We start from the raw sequence: 19,101 nt of genomic DNA on the forward strand, positions 1-19,101 counted from the left end.
ATGTTTAAGCCAACAACTTTCGCGCATTTTGCGGCTATATGGCCGTTTTTATCCTTCGAGCAAAAAGAGGCTTATGTTGCAGAAGGCCCGGTTCGACGGATTATCGACGCAACGAATAATCAACGTGTTCTCGGTAGTAACTACTCACTACCCGACAACCGGGCGGCTGTTCGGTCTGTGTACATTTTCGGGCCTGACGATGAGCCTGAAATGATTCTGGGGACGGCTCACGAGTACGATTACGAACGTATCGAGGGGATTGACCCCGGCGTAACCAAACAGGTATTAGGAGCCGGAATTATGCTTGAACCAAGAATCATACCGGCGCTAGTGAAAGTGAACGGCGGAACAATGCCGGTTATTCTCGACCCGGTTATTCCGCCATCGCAACGACCGCAACCCAATCCGGTAGATGCTCCAACAGAAACGCCGGTCGAGTCCAGTCCTGAACCTGAAACCATAGTCGAGCCATGATAGCTGTTATTCTGCAAAAACTTACGCCCCTGCTGGGGTATGCACTCCCGATCTGGACGCACATTAAGTCCGGGCTGCGCTGGCTCTGGAAAATCCTTTGGTACCCGGCTGCGTTGCCGGTGCTGATCTGGCTGCTGATCGTGGGGTTCGGCCTCAAATCGTGCAGCATGTACAACGAAGTAGTTCGCGAAGCAATTGCCTATCAGGATTCGATTGTGAAGGCGCAGGATACCGAACTATGGCGGCTACGAGCCGATACACTGGAAGCGAATTTTGAAATCCGTGAACTCTATAAACGTCTGGACGACCGTGAAAAAGATGAAGTTATTTATTACCAGCAGTTACGCCGTGCTAATGATGCTGGCCTACAGGCTGACCTCGACAGCGTGTTCAATCGACACGTCCGGGGTAGCGTTAATCAGCCAGGTAGACAGCCTGCCAAATCGGTCGGATTCACGCCCATTATTTCAGGCGGAAGTCTTGCCGCCCCGAAGTTTGACCCTAACACCGGATGGGGCAAGGCAGGTACTGTTCGAGCATTTTCAGGTCGTTAAACTAACGGCTGATGTGGCCGATCTGAAAAAGATCATCAAAAGCAAGGATTCAACGATTACGCGGCTGAATGAAAGCGTAAAGCTACTGTCGATCAGTAAGCCATCGGTAGACCCAAAGAGCCGCAGCCCCAGTATCGGGCCAGCCACGACCAAACCTCCAGTCGTAAAAAAGCCAGTTGTTAACTGGCCGAAAGTCGAAAACTGGTGCTGGCGCGGACTGTTTACCTACATCGCGTTTGAGGCTATACGAGCCGCTATACATTAACGAAAAGGCCCCGCATTGCTGTCGGGGCCTTTTCGTTAATGTTTAAAGAGATTCGGTAAGTACAAACTTGTTGATCGATGCAAACGTATCCTTTATTTTCTGGTCAGTGCCTTGCAGGACGCGGATTAGATTTTTTTCGGGCGAACGTTTGTAGCTCTCAATCGGCGTGCCTGGGTAAGCAAACCATGAGTTCAGCAATCTGATTTGACTGACAGTAACGACATATCCGCCGTCAGCAGCATCGAGTGTCATTGTCGAGTGGACGATAAACGAAATCGGCATATCCTTTTTCTCGCTGGGCGCATCAACGAAGCTGTATCCTTTACCAATTAGTTCGCCGGTATTTTCATCGCTAAGCTGCAAAACGTCTTTAGCGGACTTGTAGGTTAATACCCACCAGCGCCGGGCGCGTCGAAAGACCTCTGCTTTAGACAGTCCAGGGGTTTCAAACTTTTGCTTGTAGTATACCTCATTGTTTTGCAGGGGCAAGATACCTTTCAGGGTATTATCCTGCGCATTGGCTGAATGAGATAGGCTTAAAAGAATAATAAAGGCGATGGTCGCAAGAGGTTGTTGGGTTCGTAGAAGCTGTTTCATGGGCGCAAATAAAAAAGAAAAGCCCGAACAAAGCGTCCGGGCGTTCTTAAAACCTTCCTCATTTTTAACCAAACAATTAACAACGCTCCATCAGCATCGCCAAAAGACTTGCCGGTAAAAACCGGCGAGGGGTTAGTTTAAGTCCGTACAACCCCTTTAAAAATGCTGCCCTCGTTTCGTGGGCCGTATCGCGCTCAATCAATTAATGCCCTCCTAAAAAATGGGCTTCTCGGTAGGAGCGGGGGCCGGACTCGAACCGGCGACCTGCGGATTATGACCGCGATGGCGGACCATTCCGCTATTCTAACCTTCTGAACTACCCCGCGCGGTAGATGCTGCTTTGAAAGAAGCGGTGCGCCAGCCTCCCCTGATGCGCACCCCACTCCGTTCTGCTTCAAAACAGCCTCATTGCAAATGTAATATTAATATTACATCACGCAAGAAATTTTTTTATACTTTTTCGTGGGCTAGGCGCAAGTCTTCGCGCTTCTTGCTGATAACGGCAACGGTCGGGTCTGACTTCTTGGTGAGCGTAGCCGTGTAATAATCGAATCCTGCGGCTATTTCATCGGCATCGACAAAGAAGTGCGTCGAAGCGTTATAATGCGGCTTTGTGAGTTTCTGGCCGTTCTCCTCGACGGTAAGGGTTCCGAGCTGTTTTACTTTCGGAAATTTCAGATCGTGCATATCGCCAATGCTGGTGCCGTCCTGCCGGATAAGTAGCAGCCGCAGATAACACTGATCGAGACTGCTACGGTTCAGCCACTCAAAGAAATGCCGGTGAACGGTTTGGCCTTGGACAACCATTGTCTTGACAGTCAGGGAGCGTACTTCAAAATGTGGTTTCTTCATGGTTAATATAAAGTTGTTCGTTGGGTAATCAGGCCGGACTGACGGCAGGACACTTCGAGCGAGTTTAGAAAGGCGTCGCGAGCCTGGGCGTTTTGGAGTTCAAAGAAAAACGTTGTTCCTGATCGAATCTTAAAAATGCCGGGATATTTTGCCCGATACATCAATTCGTAGCCAATAATATTAGCTGTATCATCAGGTAGCTGGTAAAAGCAGGAGCGGGTAAGGTCCAGCCGTTTCGGTATTTTCATAGTCGTTTAATCCAGAACACGTACGGGCCGAGAACGGTTGAGTCACCGCCGTAATGTTCTACGTAGGTCATCAGATGCCTGCGGCTGTCTTTGAGGCAGAACAACAGATTAAACAGTTGAAATCGAAAAATGTGGTTCTTTTTGGGCAAAATACTCATGGCTGTTTGGGAATCAATTGATTGACAAGCTGACTGTATTCGTCCCGGATTTTTGCCAGTAATTGATTATGTTCCGGCTCGAACAGACGCGGGTATGTTTCTACCATTGTTAGCGTCCTGGCGGCATCAGTATGTTGTTTTGTGATGCACTCAAATTGTCGGTCGATCATATAATAGGCTGGGGAACAAACGGATTTTCGGTCATGAAGCCGACCGGGGGCTGTGTATCGCCGGACTGGATAGTAAACCAGATCGTACCTGTATGCTGGATGTAGTCGATTTCATCGTCGGAAAGCTCCCAGTAGGTAATACACTTTTCGTCGTCTTTGTAAAGGATGTTAAGTGCCACCGGCTCCACGACGACCGAATAATTGCGTATCGGACAGATTGCCGATATGTGTATCGGGTCGATCTGGCTGTAAAACAGAAAAACGTAAATACCGAGCGACTGACGAAGCTGCTGCTTTTCCTCGTCGGTCAGTTGCCAGCAGGAAATACAGACAACATCGTTGGTAAAGCTTGGTAAATCCAGTATATCACTCGTTGGGTTGCCCTGTTCATCGCGGGGGCCGTGCAGAATCCGGTTTCGTCCGGGAAAGTCGATTGGTAACATGATCAGAAGGGAGTACGTAGGTCTATGATTTTGCTAAGGACTTTATGCCATGTTTCGGGCGAACCGACCTGCTGGAATTGATTGTGCATGACGAACTCTTTCATCATGTCCAGGGCTTCATTAAATCCGCGTTCTTCGGCTTCGCGGATTTTGTTGCGTAGTTTATTGAACTTGCCTTTCTTCATAATGACAAATAGGTTTTAAAGATGTGTTTGGCTTCGGCTCTGGTGTAGCAGACCCGGCAGCAGTAGCCGAGCTTGGTAAGTCGCTGCATCCAGTAATTCTGTTCGGCAGTCGGCTTGTTGTCGCCGTACTTCATTTCGACGTACAGGCCATGATAGCGACCTTTGGGAACCGGCAGACACAGATCGGGAACCCCCGGCCGTAAACCTTCGGCTTTCAATTTCAGGGCTTCCGGGCAGTACCGGCTGACCTTTCCGGTTTTCTTATTGGTTACGTTCTTGAAGGGTAGTTTTGCCCCGTTGGGAATCGCATACAATAACCCTTCATAGTCCGGGTAATCTCTATCGAAGTCAGACACGACCTGACATTGCAGGTCGTGTTCCGGGTTGCCTTTGGCTGGCTTCTTTTTGTTGAGGGCTTGAAACTGATCGGCGGTGATCAGATCAGGCACTAGGCGTAACGGTGAACGGGTCCTGCTGGAATTTTTCCTGAAAGCTGATGCAGACGCCACCGATGCCGATTTCGTACCTGTCGTCGTTGCTGGAAACGCTCAGATCGGTATTCTGCTCGGTATCAAGCGTCAGGTCACTGGATTGCCCCCCTCGCCAGAACTTGAGGTTGATCTTACTTTCCGTTACCGGGCCGTCGATCTTTAGCGAGCCTTGCGTCGTAATGTGATTGCCTTTGACGCTAACGGTCAACTCGCACAGTATTCCTTCTTTCGTAGCGGCCATTAACACGGCTAGAATGACTTTTTTCATGTAATGTAGTATTAATATGTCTTTTGTGGTGAAACTAACTCTACGCGCATTAAACGGGACTTAAACAGGGAAACCTTATCATTCGGATTAACGGAGCCGTCTGCTTTAATCCGATGCCCGACCGGATTGCCGGTTCCGTCGATTTCGGCCAGCACGTACATGACCTTGTTGTGAATGATGGTTTGCCCCATGCGAAGGCCGAACTCATCCAGTAATCCAGCACAGCGCACAATGAAGTACTGTAGCTGCTCGCGCTTTAAACCGGCTTCGGCTCGCAGTAGCGCGTTTTTGCGAACCTGTAGCATTAAACTGCGTGTGCTGTCTGAATACGCAATCATGCCATTTACTCGCTTTTCCAGTTCGGTCATAACGTTGAAGGCAGTAACGTCATTCTTGACTCGACCACACTGGTAACCTGCACGATAGCATATTTCTGGCCTGATTCAAGCGAATAGTCACGTATGAAATCCTCCGCCTGCTCAGCACTGGCAAACTGATCGTGCAAGTCTGCTGTAAAGGTTGTACCCTGAACCTGACCGACTAAAAACAGGGAACCGGGTTTGATCTTGACCGCCATTGTATTCATGGCGTTAACAAGCGCCTGACGCTGTTCCGGTGTTTTCTCAAGTAAATGCTGCGGCACTGCCGGAGCCGATTCAGGATTAGGGAAATTCTTGAGCCGGAAATTGCGAAGCTGAACCCCGTCAATCTGGCTGAGCAATGGCGTTGCACGAAACATCCTGCCTTTGCCTTTCTGATAGCCCACATCCTGAATAGCTTTCATGGCTACGCACAGCGTCAGGAATGAACTGGTAATCTTGAACGTATTGGCAATTTCGCCGGATTGGAGCGCAGCCGATTGGCCGTTCTTGAGTTCAGCTCGCAGGTAGTCGAGAGCTTCGTTGTAGCGTGATTCGTAGCCGCCCCGACGAATACGTTCTCGTTCTGGCTTTTGGGGCAAAGTCTGACCGATGGGCTTGAAATCGATTGCTGCCTGGGCTGTTTGTGCTGTAGACATGTTAGTAGGGGTTTGAAATGTTGGAGAGTAAAAATTTTAGGGCTTTGAGCCGGTTCAGGGCCGAGGTCATGACGCCGATCCTGTAATCAGCATCCATCTGCGTCATCTGGTTTGCGTCAACCTTTTTCTTGTAGAATCCGTAGCGCAGGCCGATTTCGCGGTTCACTTCGGCAATCTCCTCGTCAATGGTGAACTGCATTGCTTTCTTAGCGGGTTGGGTCTGTTCGGCCATTAGTAGCGTAGGTTTGTCCAGTGGATGAGTTTACGAATCAATAATTTACCTGGCGCATTTTCGATTAGAGGCCTGAACCAGTTATCAAACTCGACTAGCGAATCAAATCCATCATTGAGAACGAACAGTTCGATAGCCTGCCGGTTGAGTGTACGCCCATTTACCTGAATGCCAATTCGTCCAGAATCTATCTCGGTATACAAATACACGGATTGCGTTGCAGTGCATTCGCCAGTCGCAAACTGACGACGATCTTTAGTTCGGTTGCCGACAACGAACTGAATGGAGTTGCCTGCTTTCCACCGATCTTTCGGGTCTTCACGCAAAGTGTGCTTTTTGCGACCGTCCAGGATTTTCTCCTCAAACTCGGTCGGGCGGGGCGGCTTGCCCCATTTAGTGCGGAATCCAAGTGTCATCAGGCGTAGGTGTTTAGCATGACCGGCATTAACAATGACAGGTGTTTTTTATCTGGCTCCCCGTCGCATGGGTAAATGACGCAGGCCCGGTTGGGTGCCGACATTTCGATTTGAATGTGCGAACCGGGAACATGCTTGAGCAGATCGGCCATCAGCAGGCCATTGAACCCGATCTGGAACGTGTAGTCGTCATACTTGACAGCCATTGACTCCGTGCAGTCTTCCGAGCTGTCAAGGTCTTCCGCTTCGACAGTGATCTTGCCTTTGCTGAACGTGAAGGCGACCAGATGGGTAAAGCGGTTGGCAAAATCCAGTGTCCGGGAAACGAGCCGGATTAACGCCTGCCGGTTGATAACTGCCGACATTGAATTGTTGGTCGGAATGGCGTTCTGATAATCCGGGAATCGCTCATCGATCAGGCGAACGATCAGCGTATAATTCGCCCAGGCTAAGCGCATGTTATTTTTTACAACTTCACAGTGAACGTTGTCGTCAGATTTGCCGTAGGCTTTCAGAAACACGCTACCGGCTTTATAGGGCAGGATGAAGCTGACGTAGGTATTGAGTCCATCCACCTGAACACGAATGAGCCGATGCCCATCCGTTGCAGCCATGTTGGAGCCCTCGAAATAAACGCCGGTCATGGCCGGGCGCAGATCGTCGCCACAGGTGAACGGTAGCGTCTTGATCAGCGCATCGACTAAAACCTTTCCGGCCATCGTAAACCTGGCCGGTTCGCTCAGCGTTGGCAGCTTGGGGTAATCAAGCGGGTTTTCGGAAAAGAAATTGTAATAGCCTGAATCGGGGCAGATTGTTACTTTGCTATCTCCGTCGAAGGCTAGCGAAATCGGCTGTTCCGGCAGCTTGGAAAGTAGCTTGTAGAGTCGTCGAGCATTGATGCAGAACTGAACCGGCTTAGTGGTTGGCTTGATGCCTCTTACCTCGACGGGTAATTCGCAGCAGATATTCGTTTGCAGGTCAGAAGCGCGAAGTGTCAGCAGTTCGTCGCTATCGACACTGAACAGGATGTTTTCCAGAATCGGAACAATCGGATTACTCGATACGGCAGACAGTAGCGACTTGATATGCTTATGCAGGATTTTACTGCTGATGATAAAGCAGGTTTTTGTTACAGGGGTGTTGGCAATACTTGCCTGTAGTTCGGCGATTTGCTCGTCAATCGTTGGGTTCGGAGCGGTCATTGTTGCGGTCATTGTGTTAATCTGTTTGATTGAGAATTGATTATCGAACGGTTTCCATTACTTGAAGCTGGGGGTACTTTGCTTTCTTGGCTTCCAGTTGCTCGGGTTTGATCAGAATGATTCGATCTTTACCCATGTCCTGTACGCCTGTCAGGCATCGCAGTTGTCCGGTGAAGTCCGGCAGTGGCCCGTTGTAGCGTGGACTGGATATGTTCGCCCAATTGTTCAGGCCGGGAATGCCACTGATTGTAATCGTCTGAGCTTCATTCTTGCTCGGTTTCACTTTCTTCGCCATTGTCAAAAATTGAGTTTAAAAGTTCGTCGGGGGTCTGATCGAATTCGATCATATCTTTCAGCAGTTCGATAAAAGCGATTTGCTTGGCTTTGGTCGTGATGCGGTCTTTTTGCGGCAGATATAGCTGACCTTGTTCGGTAGCCTGTTTCAGTAGTCCGGCCAGATTGCGAGCGTCCTTATGCTCCTGCATGTTGCCGGTTGAACCGTGTCCGGCTTCTTCGGCCCGGATGCGCTCCTGAGCCTGCTTCATAAATTCCCACTTACGTTCCCGGTTGAACGGAATCAGCCCTTTGCTGTCGAGCCAGTTATAGAGCAGGTTACCCAGATCGTTGTAATCGCGTCCCTGCTGCTGGGCCTGATACGCGAACCGTACCAATTGGGCATTGGCTTTGTCCTGCTGCTGCTGAGAGGGTACGTATTCGGGCAGTAATCCGGCAATCGGTTTTGACGGGGCTGGATTCAGCGTTAACTGCTCGCGTTTGAATTCTTCGTAAGCGTGCAGGACTTTGCCGATGGAGCGCGGATTGAGTTCGGCAAACATTTCGAGCGGCTCGCCGTCCCTGCCCGGTAGTTTGCATTTTACGCCCAGTCGGTAAGCTAGTAGCAGATCGCCCGTCGTTACGCCTGGGTATTCCGTTTTCACGTAAGCGGTTAGGGCTTTCAGTAATTCTTTGTGCTGTTCAATGGACGCGGGTTTATTCTCGACCTTCATGCTTAACAGCAGCATGATTTCATTCCAGATTGATGAAAACTGTTTTAAGTCCGTGTCCGGCAGTTTCTTCGTCAGGCTGGCTTCCCTGATCTGTTGAATCGTCGTTTTCGGCTCCAGTTGTGTCACCGAGGTCGGTTGCGCTGACAAAGGCATGTTGCTTTGTGGTGCCAGTTCGGTTGTTGGTTGCATGTGTCTGGTTTTTGAGGTAAATGGTTTTGTAGGCGTAGGCTAGTTTTTGTCCGAGGCTGGGCAGGAAATAGGCGTCTTTCTCGAAGCGCATCACGGTTCCCCGTTCGTTGGTGACAGTCCAGTACTCGAAAAATTCTCTGTAGAAATCGACCGGATATTTTCCCGGATTCAGTTTGTGATACTCGTTGAGCTTGTCCCGGAATTCGAGTTTGCGTTGAGCTACGGTTTTCTTCGGCTCTTTCGGCTTCGTACGCCGGAGCCACTTACGAACCAAATCCTGCAACTCTTTCAGATCGTTATAGGTGCGTCCGGTGTGTTCGGCTACGAACGGCGCAACCTGATCATCATTGATGCCCCGCAGGCTGACCAGTTGACCGAGTTCCGAAGCCAGTACCGGCTCACTGCCTAGCCAGATGAACGGCTGTTGAGTTGACGCAGGATTTTGCGTGAGGTCGGCATTTTCGAGGTTTTTTGCAAAAAAGTTACTAGTAGTATTAATACTACTTTCTTGTGTAGTATTTAATATATTATTATATATATTATTATCTTTTTTACCTGAAAACCTCGAATCTTGGCCAGGGTTGACGCAAAATTCTGCGTCAACTTCTGTAAATCGTTCAGAATCAGCGCATTGTTCCTTGTTAGCTGACGCAAGAAATTGCGCCAACATGACGCAGGATTTTGCGTCAGGTAGAGCTGACGCAAGAATTTGCGCCAACTTGACGCAAGAATCTGCGTCAGCTAACATCAGCTTTTGTAGCAAAACCGGACTTAACGCAAAATCTTGCGTCAACTCGTTCAGGATAATTGTGCGCTGATTTTTCTTGAGCCTACGATCTACCAGAACGGTTAAAAAGCCTGCCCGGTGCAGGTTGGTAATAAAGGCACTACACGACCGTTCGCTGATGTTCAGACGTGCCGCCAGTTCGTCATTATCAGCATTGGTTCTGCCGTCAGCACCGCACAATACGACCAGACTGGGAAACAGAAGTTTCTCGCTGGAAGTAAGCAGTTCGGACTGCAAAACGGAATCGGGTACCATGATCATCGTTTCAAAAAACAGGGCGCAACCTAAAAAGTAATATTAATATTACAAAATAGTTTACGCGGAATTTTTAACACTGTAGTCGATAATCTTACTGATTAACGCAATCGGGATGTATTGAAATCGTTCGCTAGGCTTGATCAGCTCGCCCCACTGATTGCGCGTTCGTTCGTGCTGAATAAAATCCGTCTCGCTGTATTCGTTCCGGTTTTTCTCGCTTTGGCAGTTCAGAGCCAGTACGGTTCCATCGTCATTTATAGCCAGCAGCTTCCCGCAATGAATGATCTGGTAGCGGCCACAATGAACGACAACAAACAGGTTACGGCCTTTTAGATCGCGTAGTTGCAGGCACTTTTCAGCAACGCTATGCTCGCGGGTGAAATCTAGCTGCATGATTAATTAAAATAACGCATTGCCTGCTCACCGACCCAGCGCCCCATCGGGACGGGTACGGCATTGCCAATCAGTCGGTAACTGCTGTTTTTGCTGTCGAAATGAAAATCATCCGGGAATCCCTGCAACCGGGCATACTCCCGAACGGTAAACGGTCGCGCCCCATGGGGATTTGATCTGTCAACTACCATTCGGGTACTTTGATCTTTCTCGTAGTGCGCTACACAGGTAGGAGCCAGTTCACCCGGTCGGTCAGGGTCGCACAGTATCGGCTTATCTCGATATTGACCTTTCAGCCGCGCCAGTACATAATCTGGCAGGTCAATCATTGGTACGTCACGTTCCAGTATATCGCGCAGTCTGGGGCGCTTGGCGGGCTGTGGATGCATGATAAAGAACGGTTTACGGGTTCCTATCACAATCAATCGCTTGCGCTTCTGAGGTAGCCAGTTGGCCGCTTCGACCGGACAGAACACGTTCACGTAGTAGCCCGGTAGCCGGGTCATGGCCTCCATCACGACCGGGAATTTCTTCATGCCTGGAACGTTTTCAACGACGTACATTTCAGGCTGTTCGATTGCCACATGCCGGAAGAAATGCAGAAACAGATCCTCGCCCGTCCGGGTTTGGCTGATGTCAGCAATCGCGCTGTATTTCTTGCAGGGGTAAGTTCCTACAATGATGTCAGATTTCGGCTGATCAAGAACCCGGCGAGCCTGTATGTCTTCATTCAGTACAGCATGTCCGAAGTAATGCGGATTCTGATTCATGCAGCCGGTAGCGTCGCTATCCAGATCAAGCGACTGAATAAAATCAACACCGCTTTGCATCATGCCGAGTTCCATGCCGCCAGCCCCGGAAAAGTAGCCTTTCCCTGTTGGTCTATAGCTCATGCTGTTGCTGTTTTGATAGACGGTAGATCAGTAGGCAACCGTTGAAAACTATCCGCTTGAGGTAATTACTAGCGAATTCGGCTTCCTGAAAGATGTTATCTTTCTTTTCAGCACAGAGCATGCCTATCTGTGTAGTAATCTCTAAGTGTGCATTCATCGGTAAGCCGTCCGACAGTTTCCAACCTGTAAAAACGAGCTTCAGGACTTCCCGCGAATTGCAGGGCCAGCCTACTAACTCGCTGGCCCATTCGCACATCTGAACCGCTACGGCTGTAACCTGTACGGCTTCGTTCAGCAGGTTTTCTTTCGGCTCCTCGTCAATGATCGCTTTAGCGACTTCGCCTAATTCTTCCTGTAAGATCAGAATCCAGAAATACAGCTTTAGATTCTGTTTGCCCCATTTGGCAATCTGTCGCTCACGTTCAGCGACTACTAATTCAATTACCTGTTCGGTTGTCATGTATGAGTTTAATAGAATGTATTATGGACTAAGAATGTGCTATTGCACTTAGGGCATTCAACCTCTAGGTTTAAGTCTGGTATGTACTGCCCTGGCTGCGGTAGGTCTTCTTTTTCAACCGAATCGTCATCAATCAAATCGATGTCAGCCTTGCAGTGAGGGCATACGACATCAAGCGTAATAGACCAATAGGCGTCTGATTTCAACATGCTTTATAAGGTTTATTGTCAAGGACTCGGTTTGCCAGTTTCAGCAGTTCAGCCGGGTGGTTTTGGTATGCGTCAGAGCTGATCAGTAGCTCACGCATCACCCAGGCATCACGAGGAAAGTCTACCTGCCGTTTAAAATCTTCGTCGGTAACGATGTCCGTCCAGTGGTCGATCTCCTGCGAGAAGGTATGCAGTACGCTTACATCGATATATTCCCCGCAATGGCCGCAACTCACAAAGTCACAATGTTCCGGGCTGCTTTCCTGCCATAGCTGAATATGATGCAACCCTTCGATGTCGTCATACTTGCCTTTCTTTTGCTGCTGGGCAAAGTGCATCAGCCCCCAGGTTACGCAGCTTTCGCAAAGGCTGCCGTATTCATCGTCCTGTACTTCTTCGATTTGATCGCCGTCAGCATCGATAAAAACCGGATAGTATAACTTGTCCTTGATGTAAAAGAACTGATAGGTTTGATGTGCCGATTCAAGCCGGTTTGCGGCCATGTCGATCAGCAGTTTAGCGTCGCCTGCCTTCGTTCGTGGGTACAGTTTCCGCTTGGCTAGTTCATAGCGCGAAGCGTTGCAGTATCCAACCTTCTGCCGACTTAAATCGCCCAGGCTGTGAATCATATTCACGACAGTTCGCGAACGCATAGGCCCATCAAGGGGCGTAATATTGCCGCCGTTGTATTTACACAGATAGTAGCTCATTGCTTTTGAGATTTGAAGTACTTCAATGCTTTTGAGAAGGTCTTGAACTCAGTGTCATTAACTCCGTCAGGAACTTTGTAATTAGCACACCAAGCCCCAACATGATCACAGTAATAGAAGTCTTCCAGAAAAGGATACTTGCGTTTAAGCTCGGCTAGTAGTTGCGCAAACGATGAGGCATTCGATTGATCAATTTGCTTTTTAGTCGGTTTACTCATGATAAGAAATGTGAAGTACTCCACCGACCAGTAGCCAGTACCGAGGTCAGCGCAGATATGGCCGGAATTGTAAAGATTTACGATTTGGACGCGTTGTGGAAACTGGTTATTTCTCTTTCGTAGTTGCAGCGGAGCTTTATCGCTGAGCCCCGTTATAGTTGCGAAAATTTTGGGCTTATGATGATAGCTCATGCCGCACCTCCTTCCCCGCTACCGAGTAGCAGACCATTAGACCCAAGTTCCAGCGGTTTCGATAAGTCCATCAGCGCCAGATTTGCCGGGTTAACGCCCGGATGTTCGGCCAGATATTTACTGACCTGTAGGCCGGTTTCCATCGAGAACAGCGGAACCAGATCAACGACGGGGTACTGTCGATTTTCGCCCGGTTTGTTGGACTTCACTTTCTTGATCGTCAGCGAGAAGGGTAGGAACCGGACGCTGCCGAATGCCTGCATACTACCGTCGAAGCGGTCACGCAGGTTTGGAATCGACGTTTCAACGCCTTTGGTGCTGAACTGCCAGTAACCGAGTACCGGCACGTTTTTGATGCAGAAGCGCATCGTCAGCACATGCGCCCATTTGATGTATTGAGCCTGACTACCTGCCTGCTGTTTCAAATAATTCTCGCAGCTCTCAATCAGATCAGGTTTGTCGCTCAGTTTGACCGACTGATAGCCGCCCTTGTGAAAGACATAGAATGTCTCACCGTCGCCGTAGGCGTAGAGTGCCCCGGCCTTATCGCGGATTTCTAACCGTTCAGTACATACGTCGTTGAAATCGTCCGAGTAGAAAAAGATCGGTAGTTCGGTCGGCTTATCGCCGTATTGTGCCGTTACCTTTTGGTCGAAGCGTGACCGAACAACGAAGTAATCCGTTGATTTGGGAAACGCCCGGTTATCGGCGGTATAGCCCTTTTCGCCGATGCTGATACGGCCTACTTCGGGCAATGTTCGTTTGGCTGCTGGCTGCGCATTGGGTACAGCCTTTTGCAGAGGATTGTTTTGAATTCGCATTGTCTGGATTGTTTGGAGAGGTTAGAAGGAGACATAAAAGCCGTTTTCGTTAGCCCATTGCTCGAAAACAGACAGTAGGTTACTGTAATTCATGCCGTGCTTAACTTGCAGGTGTGTGAGAAACTTGGCGATGTCGGCTTGATCGAAGTCAGGTACTGGCTCAAACCAATCGGGGTTGTTATTGAGAATATCCCACACTAGGACATAGTTGAAATTGCTTTTGCAGTAGAAATAGCTATTGTTGCTATACTGGCCTTTACCAAAGTTTGGGTAAACTCTCGCGGCTTTTTCCGGGTCTTTAGGTACGCGGAGAAATATAGCTCCAGCTTTCACATTAGGCAGGTCTTTCAGGAGTTTGTAAGCGGCTGGCATTGCGTTTGGATTGTTTAGAGGTGAATTATTGTCTTGATCGTCTTTGTCTTGCAGCTTCAATCAGCGTATCTATTTCGTCGTAGGTTTCCGCTACGTTGCAGACGCGATTCGGTAGCGTTATAATGGCGTGGATGTTCGGTTCGCTGGGCTGATCGTACGGTTCGACCATTACGATGTATCGCAGGCCGATAGTGACGCGCTTGCTATCGCCGTTGATTTGAGTTACACGAATGAACATGGCCTGAGTGGTTAGTAGGGCAGTATCGCTTCGGCAACGCCTACGGCACGATGGTGCTGACCGATTGGGTTGCCGGGGTGAATCGTCCCGGTAAATTGATGGAATGTCTTGTTGTCAAGCTCGCCACCGTATTCGGCAGCGTAGATCGCCAGGTAATGATCGATCAGCGCAGGCGTATAAATCGTTTTGGTCTGGTTGACCAGCGTGTAGGTCGGTTCGGTCTGGAAATCTTTCGGACTCCAGGACCAGTTTTCAGCAATTTCGAGGTGCGGGAAATTCTCCTCGAAAATCAGCTTATTAAGGGCAAGCTGCATCTGTGCCGATTTATGAATGCCGCCCGATTTAAAGTCGATGTTGACCAGCCTGCGTTCACGCTTCGTTGTTGCATCCTTCCCCTTGCCGATCTTGGTTGTTATGGTCGCATAGGCCACCAGATCGAGCGTACCGGCGATACCCATTTCGTCGCTGGCAAGCATACCCTCGATTAGAATAGGCTCAATCTCGTAATCAGCGCAGAACTTGGCGTAGCTGGTTACCGCCTTATTCAGCTTCTTCGTCCATTCGCCAGCCAGCGCAAGCGGATGATCGCACTGTAAGAGGTAGCTTCTGACCCGGTTAGCGGTATCGTTGAAATTGTACCCTTTCTGATGGTAATCGGCAAAACAGATATGCATCAGCGTTCCGAAGTCTGCCGCCTGATCGCGCAGGATGTCGGCCTGCTGACCGTGTTTCTTGAACCATTCGATCAGGTGCGGACTCGTCGGGGTGACTTTCTTAATGAAGCTCGTTGTTGAAATGTAGAACGTGGCTTCGTCGCCGTCAATCGTATAGTAGTACCGGCTGTCGAGTGCGTCGATTCTCCGAATCGTACGGGGCTGAGCCAGCAAGACCGTCTGATTCGCGTAGATGTAGAGCAGGTTGTCTACATCGTCCATTGTGAGCATGGTATCGTTGACAGTCATGCCCGGTATTGTTTACGAAGTGCGAACAGACAGAGAATTTCCCAGACGATGAGAATGCCGAGCACGGCAAACGCGCCACCGACCTGATGAACCTGCAACAGTTTCAAACCGAGCCGACCGTACACCAGCAGGCCAGCAAAGGCCAGAAAGTCAGCGTACCGGGAGTAAGTCTTAATTTTCTTCATAGTAATATTAATATTACACTATCGAACAAGGAAAGAAACTGTTTGCAGGATTGACTGCCGTTGATCAGGGAAGGCGGTAAGAGCTGCTTTTGCGGCCTGACGTACCTGACGACGGTAGTTGTGTTCGGCTTCGCCGGTAACGATGCGAACGGCTGTGACTAACTGATTGATGATCAGTTTGCCGGGCCAGCCTAGGGGAGCCGAGTCGGAAAATTCACCGTAGCCAACCTCCTTGCCGTGTTCGCTCACAAAATGAAAATAGGCGCGTTCATCATCGACCTTATAGCATTTGGCCCATTCCGGGCGCTGGTAGCCGTGCGTATCTACGGCTCGCATGAGGGCGATTTGCAGCAGGGCATTCATGCGTCGTTTCTGTGACTTTTTTACCTTTGTGCTCATGACACGTTATCGTGTTAATCTGTTAGATTGTCGAAACGCTGTCTGCAATGCGGTCAGCGTTTTTTCTATATGACACTGCAATAGTAATATTAATATTAACATTGCGCAAATAAAAAGGTTTATTTTTTTTGTTTTTCCCGCAGAATATCCCTAAAGCGTTCCTGTACAAATTCTTTACTAAAGCCCTGACCGATAAGGTACTGACGGCAGGAACTCGTTTTGTAGAGCGGTTTGCCGGTTTTTCCATTCGTCTCGATTTCTCCTGATCGGGTCAGTTCCCACAGCTTAGTACTACCTACGTGCAAAAAAAGCATTGCATCCTTTCGATTCATGTACTCGCTGTTAGTGACCGTGACGGATTCCAGCAAGTCTAAACGGTTATTGATCTCCTCATAGCTATCCACAATCCGTTCCATCGTTTGCCAGAGCGCAAGCGGCACTGCAACCATGTCAGACGTTATTTGCCGAACTCCGTTTTCCATTCTTTCAAGCCGTTTATTTGTTTCTCCAATTGATCAGCCTCGGCCCGAAGCTGAATTACGCGACTTTCGGCACTCGCAATTACTACATCCAGTATCCGAAGTCGTACGCGGTACTTATGCCCTGGACGGGGTTGTGCCGCAAAGTTTGACACAGCCTGATAGGAGACGCCAGCCTTTGAGGCTACTTCTCCATAGCCGAGTTTTTGCGTAACTGCTGAAAAATCTTTTTCGATTGTTTGCATAGGATTTAAACCTTTTGCTAAATTTTGTGCTATGTTAATAATATACTTTGCAAATATTAACATCGAAATTATTCAACGCAAGAAAAACACATAATAATATTACTGTTATGCCTATACTCAGCCAGCAGAACCAAACATTAGCACTAACCCCCATGACGACGAATGAAAAAATCGCAGCCATACGCGATTTGACCGGATTGAATCAAAATCGCTTTTCCAAACTGATCGGGGTCGCTCCTTCGACAATGACCCGCCTGGAACGCGGCTCGCCTAACAAACCGAGTCACGACACACTACAAAAAATAGCCGATCATTTTGCCGAGGTTACGCTCGACTGGCTGACGGACGAAGACGACGACACATTACCTAAAACAATTACCCTCAAGCCGGGTTCTTCCATTGAGTCGTTATCGTCTCCCGATCACGAAGGACAGCGTTTTCGTCGGTTTGTTGAACGACACAAACCGAAGCTCAATCAGAATATTATTGCTGAATCTATTGGTGTATCAAGAAATCAGGTAGGGGCTTATTACAACACAATACGGTTTCGACAGAGCGTTCAGAGTGCATTATTGGAAGGGTTGTCGAAACTCCTGGGCCGTCCTGTATCGCCCGAAGAAGTATTCGGGGCAGGCCGTAACGCTGGAACAAACGTGCCAACCAATCTAATAGCAGTACCTAAACTTTCGGTCACTGACCGACCCAAGCTATCGACTCAGTTTCTGGGTAATCTGCAAGCCAACTTTATGCCTGCCGTTCAGATGGATAAAGTTATGTACGCGCCAAAGCAGGCCGTAACCGAGGAAAATTTCAAACGCGCCTTTGCTATCGAGATTGCAGCCGGTGACCGCATGGAGCCGCTTTATTTTCCCGGTTACTGGGTACTTGGTATTAATCTTGAACCTGCTGACTACTCCAAGCTCTACGACGGAACGGTTGCCGTGATGACCAACGACGGGCAGTTTCTGGTTAAGAAGATTGTAGCCAATAACATTCGCACCACGGGCGTTCTTGAGCTGGGTAGCTACATTGCTGGCAGCGGTGGTTCTGTGCAGCTACGAAAATCCGATATTTCGTTAATGTTCTCAATCGCCGGAATTATTTTCGGCCTGACAGCCTAGACCGTTATGGCTTCGGTAACCTTCCGCTTTATCCAGAACGAAACCGTCAGAGACGACGGCACACAGTTGGTACTGCTACGCATTACCTACCAGCGCAAGCATAAATACATCGGTACGGGGGTGTACCTGCGCGAGAAACATTTTAACCCGGATGCAACCAAAGATAAAGAAAACTGGGTACGCAAATCCTACGGCACCGCCGATGCCGTCAATACCCAGAACGGCATATTAAAAGCGTGGCTGGATAGGGGAGAGGCCGCCAAAAAGCGGCTGACCGAAATCGGCCAGCCCTTTACGGCTGACGACGTAAAGCAGCGCATCGAACAGACTTCCAGCGATTCGCTGGCCGCTTTTATCCGTCATGCCATTCAGCGGTATCGTGACCGGGGGCAGGAAGGAACGGCCAATAATCAGGAGTACTACCTACGGGCCTTGTGCCGCTTTATGGGGCTCGACCCCAAAACGGGGGACTTTACGATTTATCAGCTTTCACCCCAGCTAATGGAAGACTTTGAAACGTACCTGTTGACGAAAGAAACCAGTCGTAAGGGGTCAACCGATGCCAGCCGTAGAAATTCGACATCCGAGAAGCTGCGTAAATTGCATCAGTACATTCGTGCCTTTATCGTTAAGCATAAACTGCCCGACGAACTGGACCCGCTCCGGGGGCGAATCTTTGAGAGTGCGCCAACGCGCCGGGTGCAACTCAGCGAAGCCGAAGTAATGATTCTGGCAGCGGCCAAATTGCCGACTCAGACTAAAGGCGAATGCACGCTGAACAATGCCCGAAATATTTATCTGTGCAGTTATTTTCTGCATGGCCTCCGGGCGCGGGATTTGATCATGGCACGGGTATCGCAGCTCACAACCGAATGGCAGATCGTTGATAATGTGCCGGTGCGTAAGTACCGCTTTATGACGACGGCTTTGAAAACAGATAAGACGAAATATATCTACGTCGAGGACGAAATCCTGCCGATTCTGCTGGACTATGCAACGAACAAAGAGCCGGACGATTTTTTGTTTCCGTTTCTAAAAACGAGACATAAGCACCTTGACGATGTGAAACTTAAAAACAAGGCCAAGAGTCAGAACATCATTATCAATGGATGCCTGAAAACGATTGCTGAAACCTTGAAGATCAATAAGCCGATCTATATGCACTCGGCCCGGCACACGTTTGCGGATATGCTCATGGAAGAAACGGGCGATATTCGACTCCTACAGGCGTCACTTGATCACTCCGAAATCAGCACGACCGAACGCTATTTTTCCAGGGGCGTTAAACAGTCGCTCACCGATAAGGCGAACAGTTTGTACCGTCGTCAGGCTGCAACCCGTTCGCAGATAACCGACCTCGATAGTGAAACTTTACTGAAACAATACTGAA

At 49.2% G+C, this 19,101-nt stretch carries 32 protein-coding genes and 1 tRNA gene; 6 read left to right on the forward strand and 27 right to left on the reverse strand.

Annotation, left to right across the window (positions count from 1 at the left end; translation table 11 throughout):
• Genes BGO59_RS35540 through BGO59_RS35550 form a run of 3 tightly spaced genes read left to right on the forward strand, consistent with a single transcriptional unit; the run spans position 1 to position 1,293 of the window.
• Entirely contained in the window at positions 1 to 474 is a 474-nt protein-coding gene (locus tag BGO59_RS35540; RefSeq protein WP_293692325.1) for a hypothetical protein, read from the forward strand.
• Positions 471 to 1,028 carry a hypothetical protein gene (locus tag BGO59_RS35545; protein ID WP_293692327.1) on the forward strand — a complete coding sequence of 186 codons (558 nt, stop codon included), beginning with the start codon at positions 471 to 473 and terminating at the stop codon, positions 1,026 to 1,028. Before BGO59_RS35540 ends, BGO59_RS35545 begins: the two co-directional genes overlap by 4 nt.
• Positions 970 to 1,293 carry a hypothetical protein gene (locus tag BGO59_RS35550; protein WP_293692329.1) on the forward strand — a complete coding sequence of 108 codons (324 nt, stop codon included), beginning with the start codon at positions 970 to 972 and terminating at the stop codon, positions 1,291 to 1,293. Before BGO59_RS35545 ends, BGO59_RS35550 begins: the two co-directional genes overlap by 59 nt.
• Positions 1,294 to 1,335: 42 nt before the next feature.
• Here BGO59_RS35550 and BGO59_RS35555 read toward each other — a convergent pair whose 3' ends face one another.
• The 22 genes from BGO59_RS35555 to BGO59_RS35655 form a co-directional block, all read right to left on the reverse strand.
• Positions 1,336 to 1,890, reverse strand: coding sequence for a DUF4468 domain-containing protein (locus BGO59_RS35555; RefSeq protein WP_293692330.1), 555 nt, complete (start codon positions 1,888 to 1,890; stop codon positions 1,336 to 1,338).
• Positions 1,891 to 2,126: 236 nt separating this feature from the next.
• Positions 2,127 to 2,216, reverse strand: a tRNA-OTHER gene (locus tag BGO59_RS35560).
• A gap of 124 nt (positions 2,217 to 2,340) precedes the next feature.
• Positions 2,341 to 2,742 carry a hypothetical protein gene (locus BGO59_RS35565; protein ID WP_293692332.1) on the reverse strand — a complete coding sequence of 134 codons (402 nt, stop codon included), beginning with the start codon at positions 2,740 to 2,742 and terminating at the stop codon, positions 2,341 to 2,343.
• 2 nt (positions 2,743 to 2,744) lie between these two features.
• On the reverse strand, positions 2,745 to 2,990 hold the full coding sequence (locus BGO59_RS35570; protein ID WP_293692333.1) for a hypothetical protein: 246 nt from the start codon (positions 2,988 to 2,990) through the stop codon (positions 2,745 to 2,747).
• Positions 2,991 to 3,314: 324 nt separating this feature from the next.
• Positions 3,315 to 3,761, reverse strand: coding sequence for a hypothetical protein (locus BGO59_RS35575; protein ID WP_293692334.1), 447 nt, complete (start codon positions 3,759 to 3,761; stop codon positions 3,315 to 3,317).
• Between the two features lie 2 nt (positions 3,762 to 3,763).
• On the reverse strand, positions 3,764 to 3,946 hold the full coding sequence (locus BGO59_RS35580) for a hypothetical protein (protein ID WP_293692336.1): 183 nt from the start codon (positions 3,944 to 3,946) through the stop codon (positions 3,764 to 3,766).
• Positions 3,943 to 4,395 (reverse strand): VRR-NUC domain-containing protein, encoded by a 453-nt coding sequence (locus tag BGO59_RS35585; RefSeq protein ID WP_293692338.1) that lies wholly within the window; start codon positions 4,393 to 4,395, stop codon positions 3,943 to 3,945. The genes BGO59_RS35580 and BGO59_RS35585 overlap by 4 nt, the downstream gene beginning before the upstream one ends.
• Entirely contained in the window at positions 4,388 to 4,705 is a 318-nt protein-coding gene (locus BGO59_RS35590; protein WP_080056842.1) for a hypothetical protein, read from the reverse strand. Before BGO59_RS35590 ends, BGO59_RS35585 begins: the two co-directional genes overlap by 8 nt.
• A gap of 11 nt (positions 4,706 to 4,716) precedes the next feature.
• Complete coding sequence (locus BGO59_RS35595; RefSeq protein WP_293692341.1) at positions 4,717 to 5,073, reverse strand: hypothetical protein; 357 nt, start codon at positions 5,071 to 5,073, stop codon at positions 4,717 to 4,719.
• Entirely contained in the window at positions 5,070 to 5,723 is a 654-nt protein-coding gene (locus BGO59_RS35600) for a hypothetical protein (protein WP_293692343.1), read from the reverse strand. Before BGO59_RS35600 ends, BGO59_RS35595 begins: the two co-directional genes overlap by 4 nt.
• 1 nt (position 5,724) lies before the next feature.
• Positions 5,725 to 5,955, reverse strand: coding sequence for a hypothetical protein (locus BGO59_RS35605; protein WP_293692345.1), 231 nt, complete (start codon positions 5,953 to 5,955; stop codon positions 5,725 to 5,727).
• The gene (locus BGO59_RS35610; protein ID WP_293692347.1) at positions 5,955 to 6,371 is read right to left on the reverse strand and encodes a hypothetical protein; all 417 of its coding nucleotides are present in this window, start codon (positions 6,369 to 6,371) and stop codon (positions 5,955 to 5,957) included. The genes BGO59_RS35605 and BGO59_RS35610 overlap by 1 nt, the downstream gene beginning before the upstream one ends.
• Positions 6,371 to 7,585 (reverse strand): DNA polymerase III subunit beta, encoded by a 1,215-nt coding sequence (gene dnaN, locus BGO59_RS35615; RefSeq protein ID WP_293692349.1) that lies wholly within the window; start codon positions 7,583 to 7,585, stop codon positions 6,371 to 6,373. The genes BGO59_RS35610 and dnaN overlap by 1 nt, the downstream gene beginning before the upstream one ends.
• 28 nt (positions 7,586 to 7,613) lie before the next feature.
• Positions 7,614 to 7,868 (reverse strand): hypothetical protein, encoded by a 255-nt coding sequence (locus BGO59_RS35620; protein WP_293692351.1) that lies wholly within the window; start codon positions 7,866 to 7,868, stop codon positions 7,614 to 7,616.
• Positions 7,837 to 8,595 carry a hypothetical protein gene (locus BGO59_RS36505; protein ID WP_293871181.1) on the reverse strand — a complete coding sequence of 253 codons (759 nt, stop codon included), beginning with the start codon at positions 8,593 to 8,595 and terminating at the stop codon, positions 7,837 to 7,839. The genes BGO59_RS35620 and BGO59_RS36505 overlap by 32 nt, the downstream gene beginning before the upstream one ends.
• Positions 8,596 to 8,599: 4 nt before the next feature.
• Entirely contained in the window at positions 8,600 to 9,811 is a 1,212-nt protein-coding gene (locus tag BGO59_RS35625; protein WP_293692353.1) for a helix-turn-helix domain-containing protein, read from the reverse strand.
• 60 nt (positions 9,812 to 9,871) lie between these two features.
• A complete protein-coding gene (locus tag BGO59_RS35630) occupies positions 9,872 to 10,207 on the reverse strand; it encodes a hypothetical protein (RefSeq protein ID WP_293692355.1) in 336 nt (111 codons plus the stop codon).
• A 2-nt stretch (positions 10,208 to 10,209) separates the two neighbouring features.
• Entirely contained in the window at positions 10,210 to 11,100 is an 891-nt protein-coding gene (locus BGO59_RS35635; protein ID WP_293692357.1) for a DNA cytosine methyltransferase, read from the reverse strand.
• A complete protein-coding gene (locus BGO59_RS35640) occupies positions 11,090 to 11,560 on the reverse strand; it encodes a hypothetical protein (RefSeq protein ID WP_293692359.1) in 471 nt (156 codons plus the stop codon). Before BGO59_RS35640 ends, BGO59_RS35635 begins: the two co-directional genes overlap by 11 nt.
• Positions 11,561 to 11,762: 202 nt before the next feature.
• Positions 11,763 to 12,479 (reverse strand): hypothetical protein, encoded by a 717-nt coding sequence (locus tag BGO59_RS35645; RefSeq protein ID WP_293692361.1) that lies wholly within the window; start codon positions 12,477 to 12,479, stop codon positions 11,763 to 11,765.
• Positions 12,480 to 12,885: 406 nt separating this feature from the next.
• Positions 12,886 to 13,710 carry a hypothetical protein gene (locus BGO59_RS35650; RefSeq protein ID WP_293692363.1) on the reverse strand — a complete coding sequence of 275 codons (825 nt, stop codon included), beginning with the start codon at positions 13,708 to 13,710 and terminating at the stop codon, positions 12,886 to 12,888.
• 21 nt (positions 13,711 to 13,731) lie between these two features.
• Complete coding sequence (locus BGO59_RS35655; protein WP_293692365.1) at positions 13,732 to 14,082, reverse strand: hypothetical protein; 351 nt, start codon at positions 14,080 to 14,082, stop codon at positions 13,732 to 13,734.
• 127 nt (positions 14,083 to 14,209) lie between these two features.
• On the opposite strand from BGO59_RS35655, the gene BGO59_RS35660 reads away from it, so the two are divergent.
• Complete coding sequence (locus tag BGO59_RS35660; protein ID WP_293692367.1) at positions 14,210 to 14,335, forward strand: hypothetical protein; 126 nt, start codon at positions 14,210 to 14,212, stop codon at positions 14,333 to 14,335.
• Here the strand turns inward: BGO59_RS35660 and BGO59_RS35665 are convergent.
• The 5 genes from BGO59_RS35665 to BGO59_RS35685 form a co-directional block, all read right to left on the reverse strand.
• Positions 14,332 to 15,282: a hypothetical protein gene (locus BGO59_RS35665; RefSeq protein ID WP_293692369.1), complete on the reverse strand. Its 951-nt coding sequence runs from the start codon at positions 15,280 to 15,282 to the stop codon at positions 14,332 to 14,334. The genes BGO59_RS35660 and BGO59_RS35665 overlap by 4 nt on opposite strands.
• Positions 15,279 to 15,467, reverse strand: coding sequence for a hypothetical protein (locus BGO59_RS35670; RefSeq protein WP_293692371.1), 189 nt, complete (start codon positions 15,465 to 15,467; stop codon positions 15,279 to 15,281). The genes BGO59_RS35665 and BGO59_RS35670 overlap by 4 nt, the downstream gene beginning before the upstream one ends.
• A gap of 18 nt (positions 15,468 to 15,485) precedes the next feature.
• Complete coding sequence (locus BGO59_RS35675; protein WP_293692373.1) at positions 15,486 to 15,866, reverse strand: hypothetical protein; 381 nt, start codon at positions 15,864 to 15,866, stop codon at positions 15,486 to 15,488.
• A gap of 119 nt (positions 15,867 to 15,985) precedes the next feature.
• Positions 15,986 to 16,348: a hypothetical protein gene (locus BGO59_RS35680; RefSeq protein WP_293692375.1), complete on the reverse strand. Its 363-nt coding sequence runs from the start codon at positions 16,346 to 16,348 to the stop codon at positions 15,986 to 15,988.
• Complete coding sequence (locus tag BGO59_RS35685) at positions 16,324 to 16,590, reverse strand: hypothetical protein (protein WP_293692377.1); 267 nt, start codon at positions 16,588 to 16,590, stop codon at positions 16,324 to 16,326. Before BGO59_RS35685 ends, BGO59_RS35680 begins: the two co-directional genes overlap by 25 nt.
• Before the next feature lie 107 nt (positions 16,591 to 16,697).
• Between BGO59_RS35685 and BGO59_RS35690 the strand changes: the two genes are divergently transcribed.
• Together BGO59_RS35690 and BGO59_RS35695 are read left to right on the forward strand one after the other, a co-directional pair.
• Positions 16,698 to 17,711 (forward strand): XRE family transcriptional regulator, encoded by a 1,014-nt coding sequence (locus BGO59_RS35690; protein WP_293692379.1) that lies wholly within the window; start codon positions 16,698 to 16,700, stop codon positions 17,709 to 17,711.
• Positions 17,712 to 17,717: 6 nt separating this feature from the next.
• Positions 17,718 to 19,100 (forward strand): tyrosine-type recombinase/integrase, encoded by a 1,383-nt coding sequence (locus tag BGO59_RS35695; protein WP_293692381.1) that lies wholly within the window; start codon positions 17,718 to 17,720, stop codon positions 19,098 to 19,100.
• Position 19,101: the final 1 nt, after the last annotated feature.

Source organism: Spirosoma sp. 48-14 (genome assembly GCF_001898575.1).
In the GTDB taxonomy this organism is placed as follows: domain Bacteria; phylum Bacteroidota; class Bacteroidia; order Cytophagales; family Spirosomataceae; genus Spirosoma.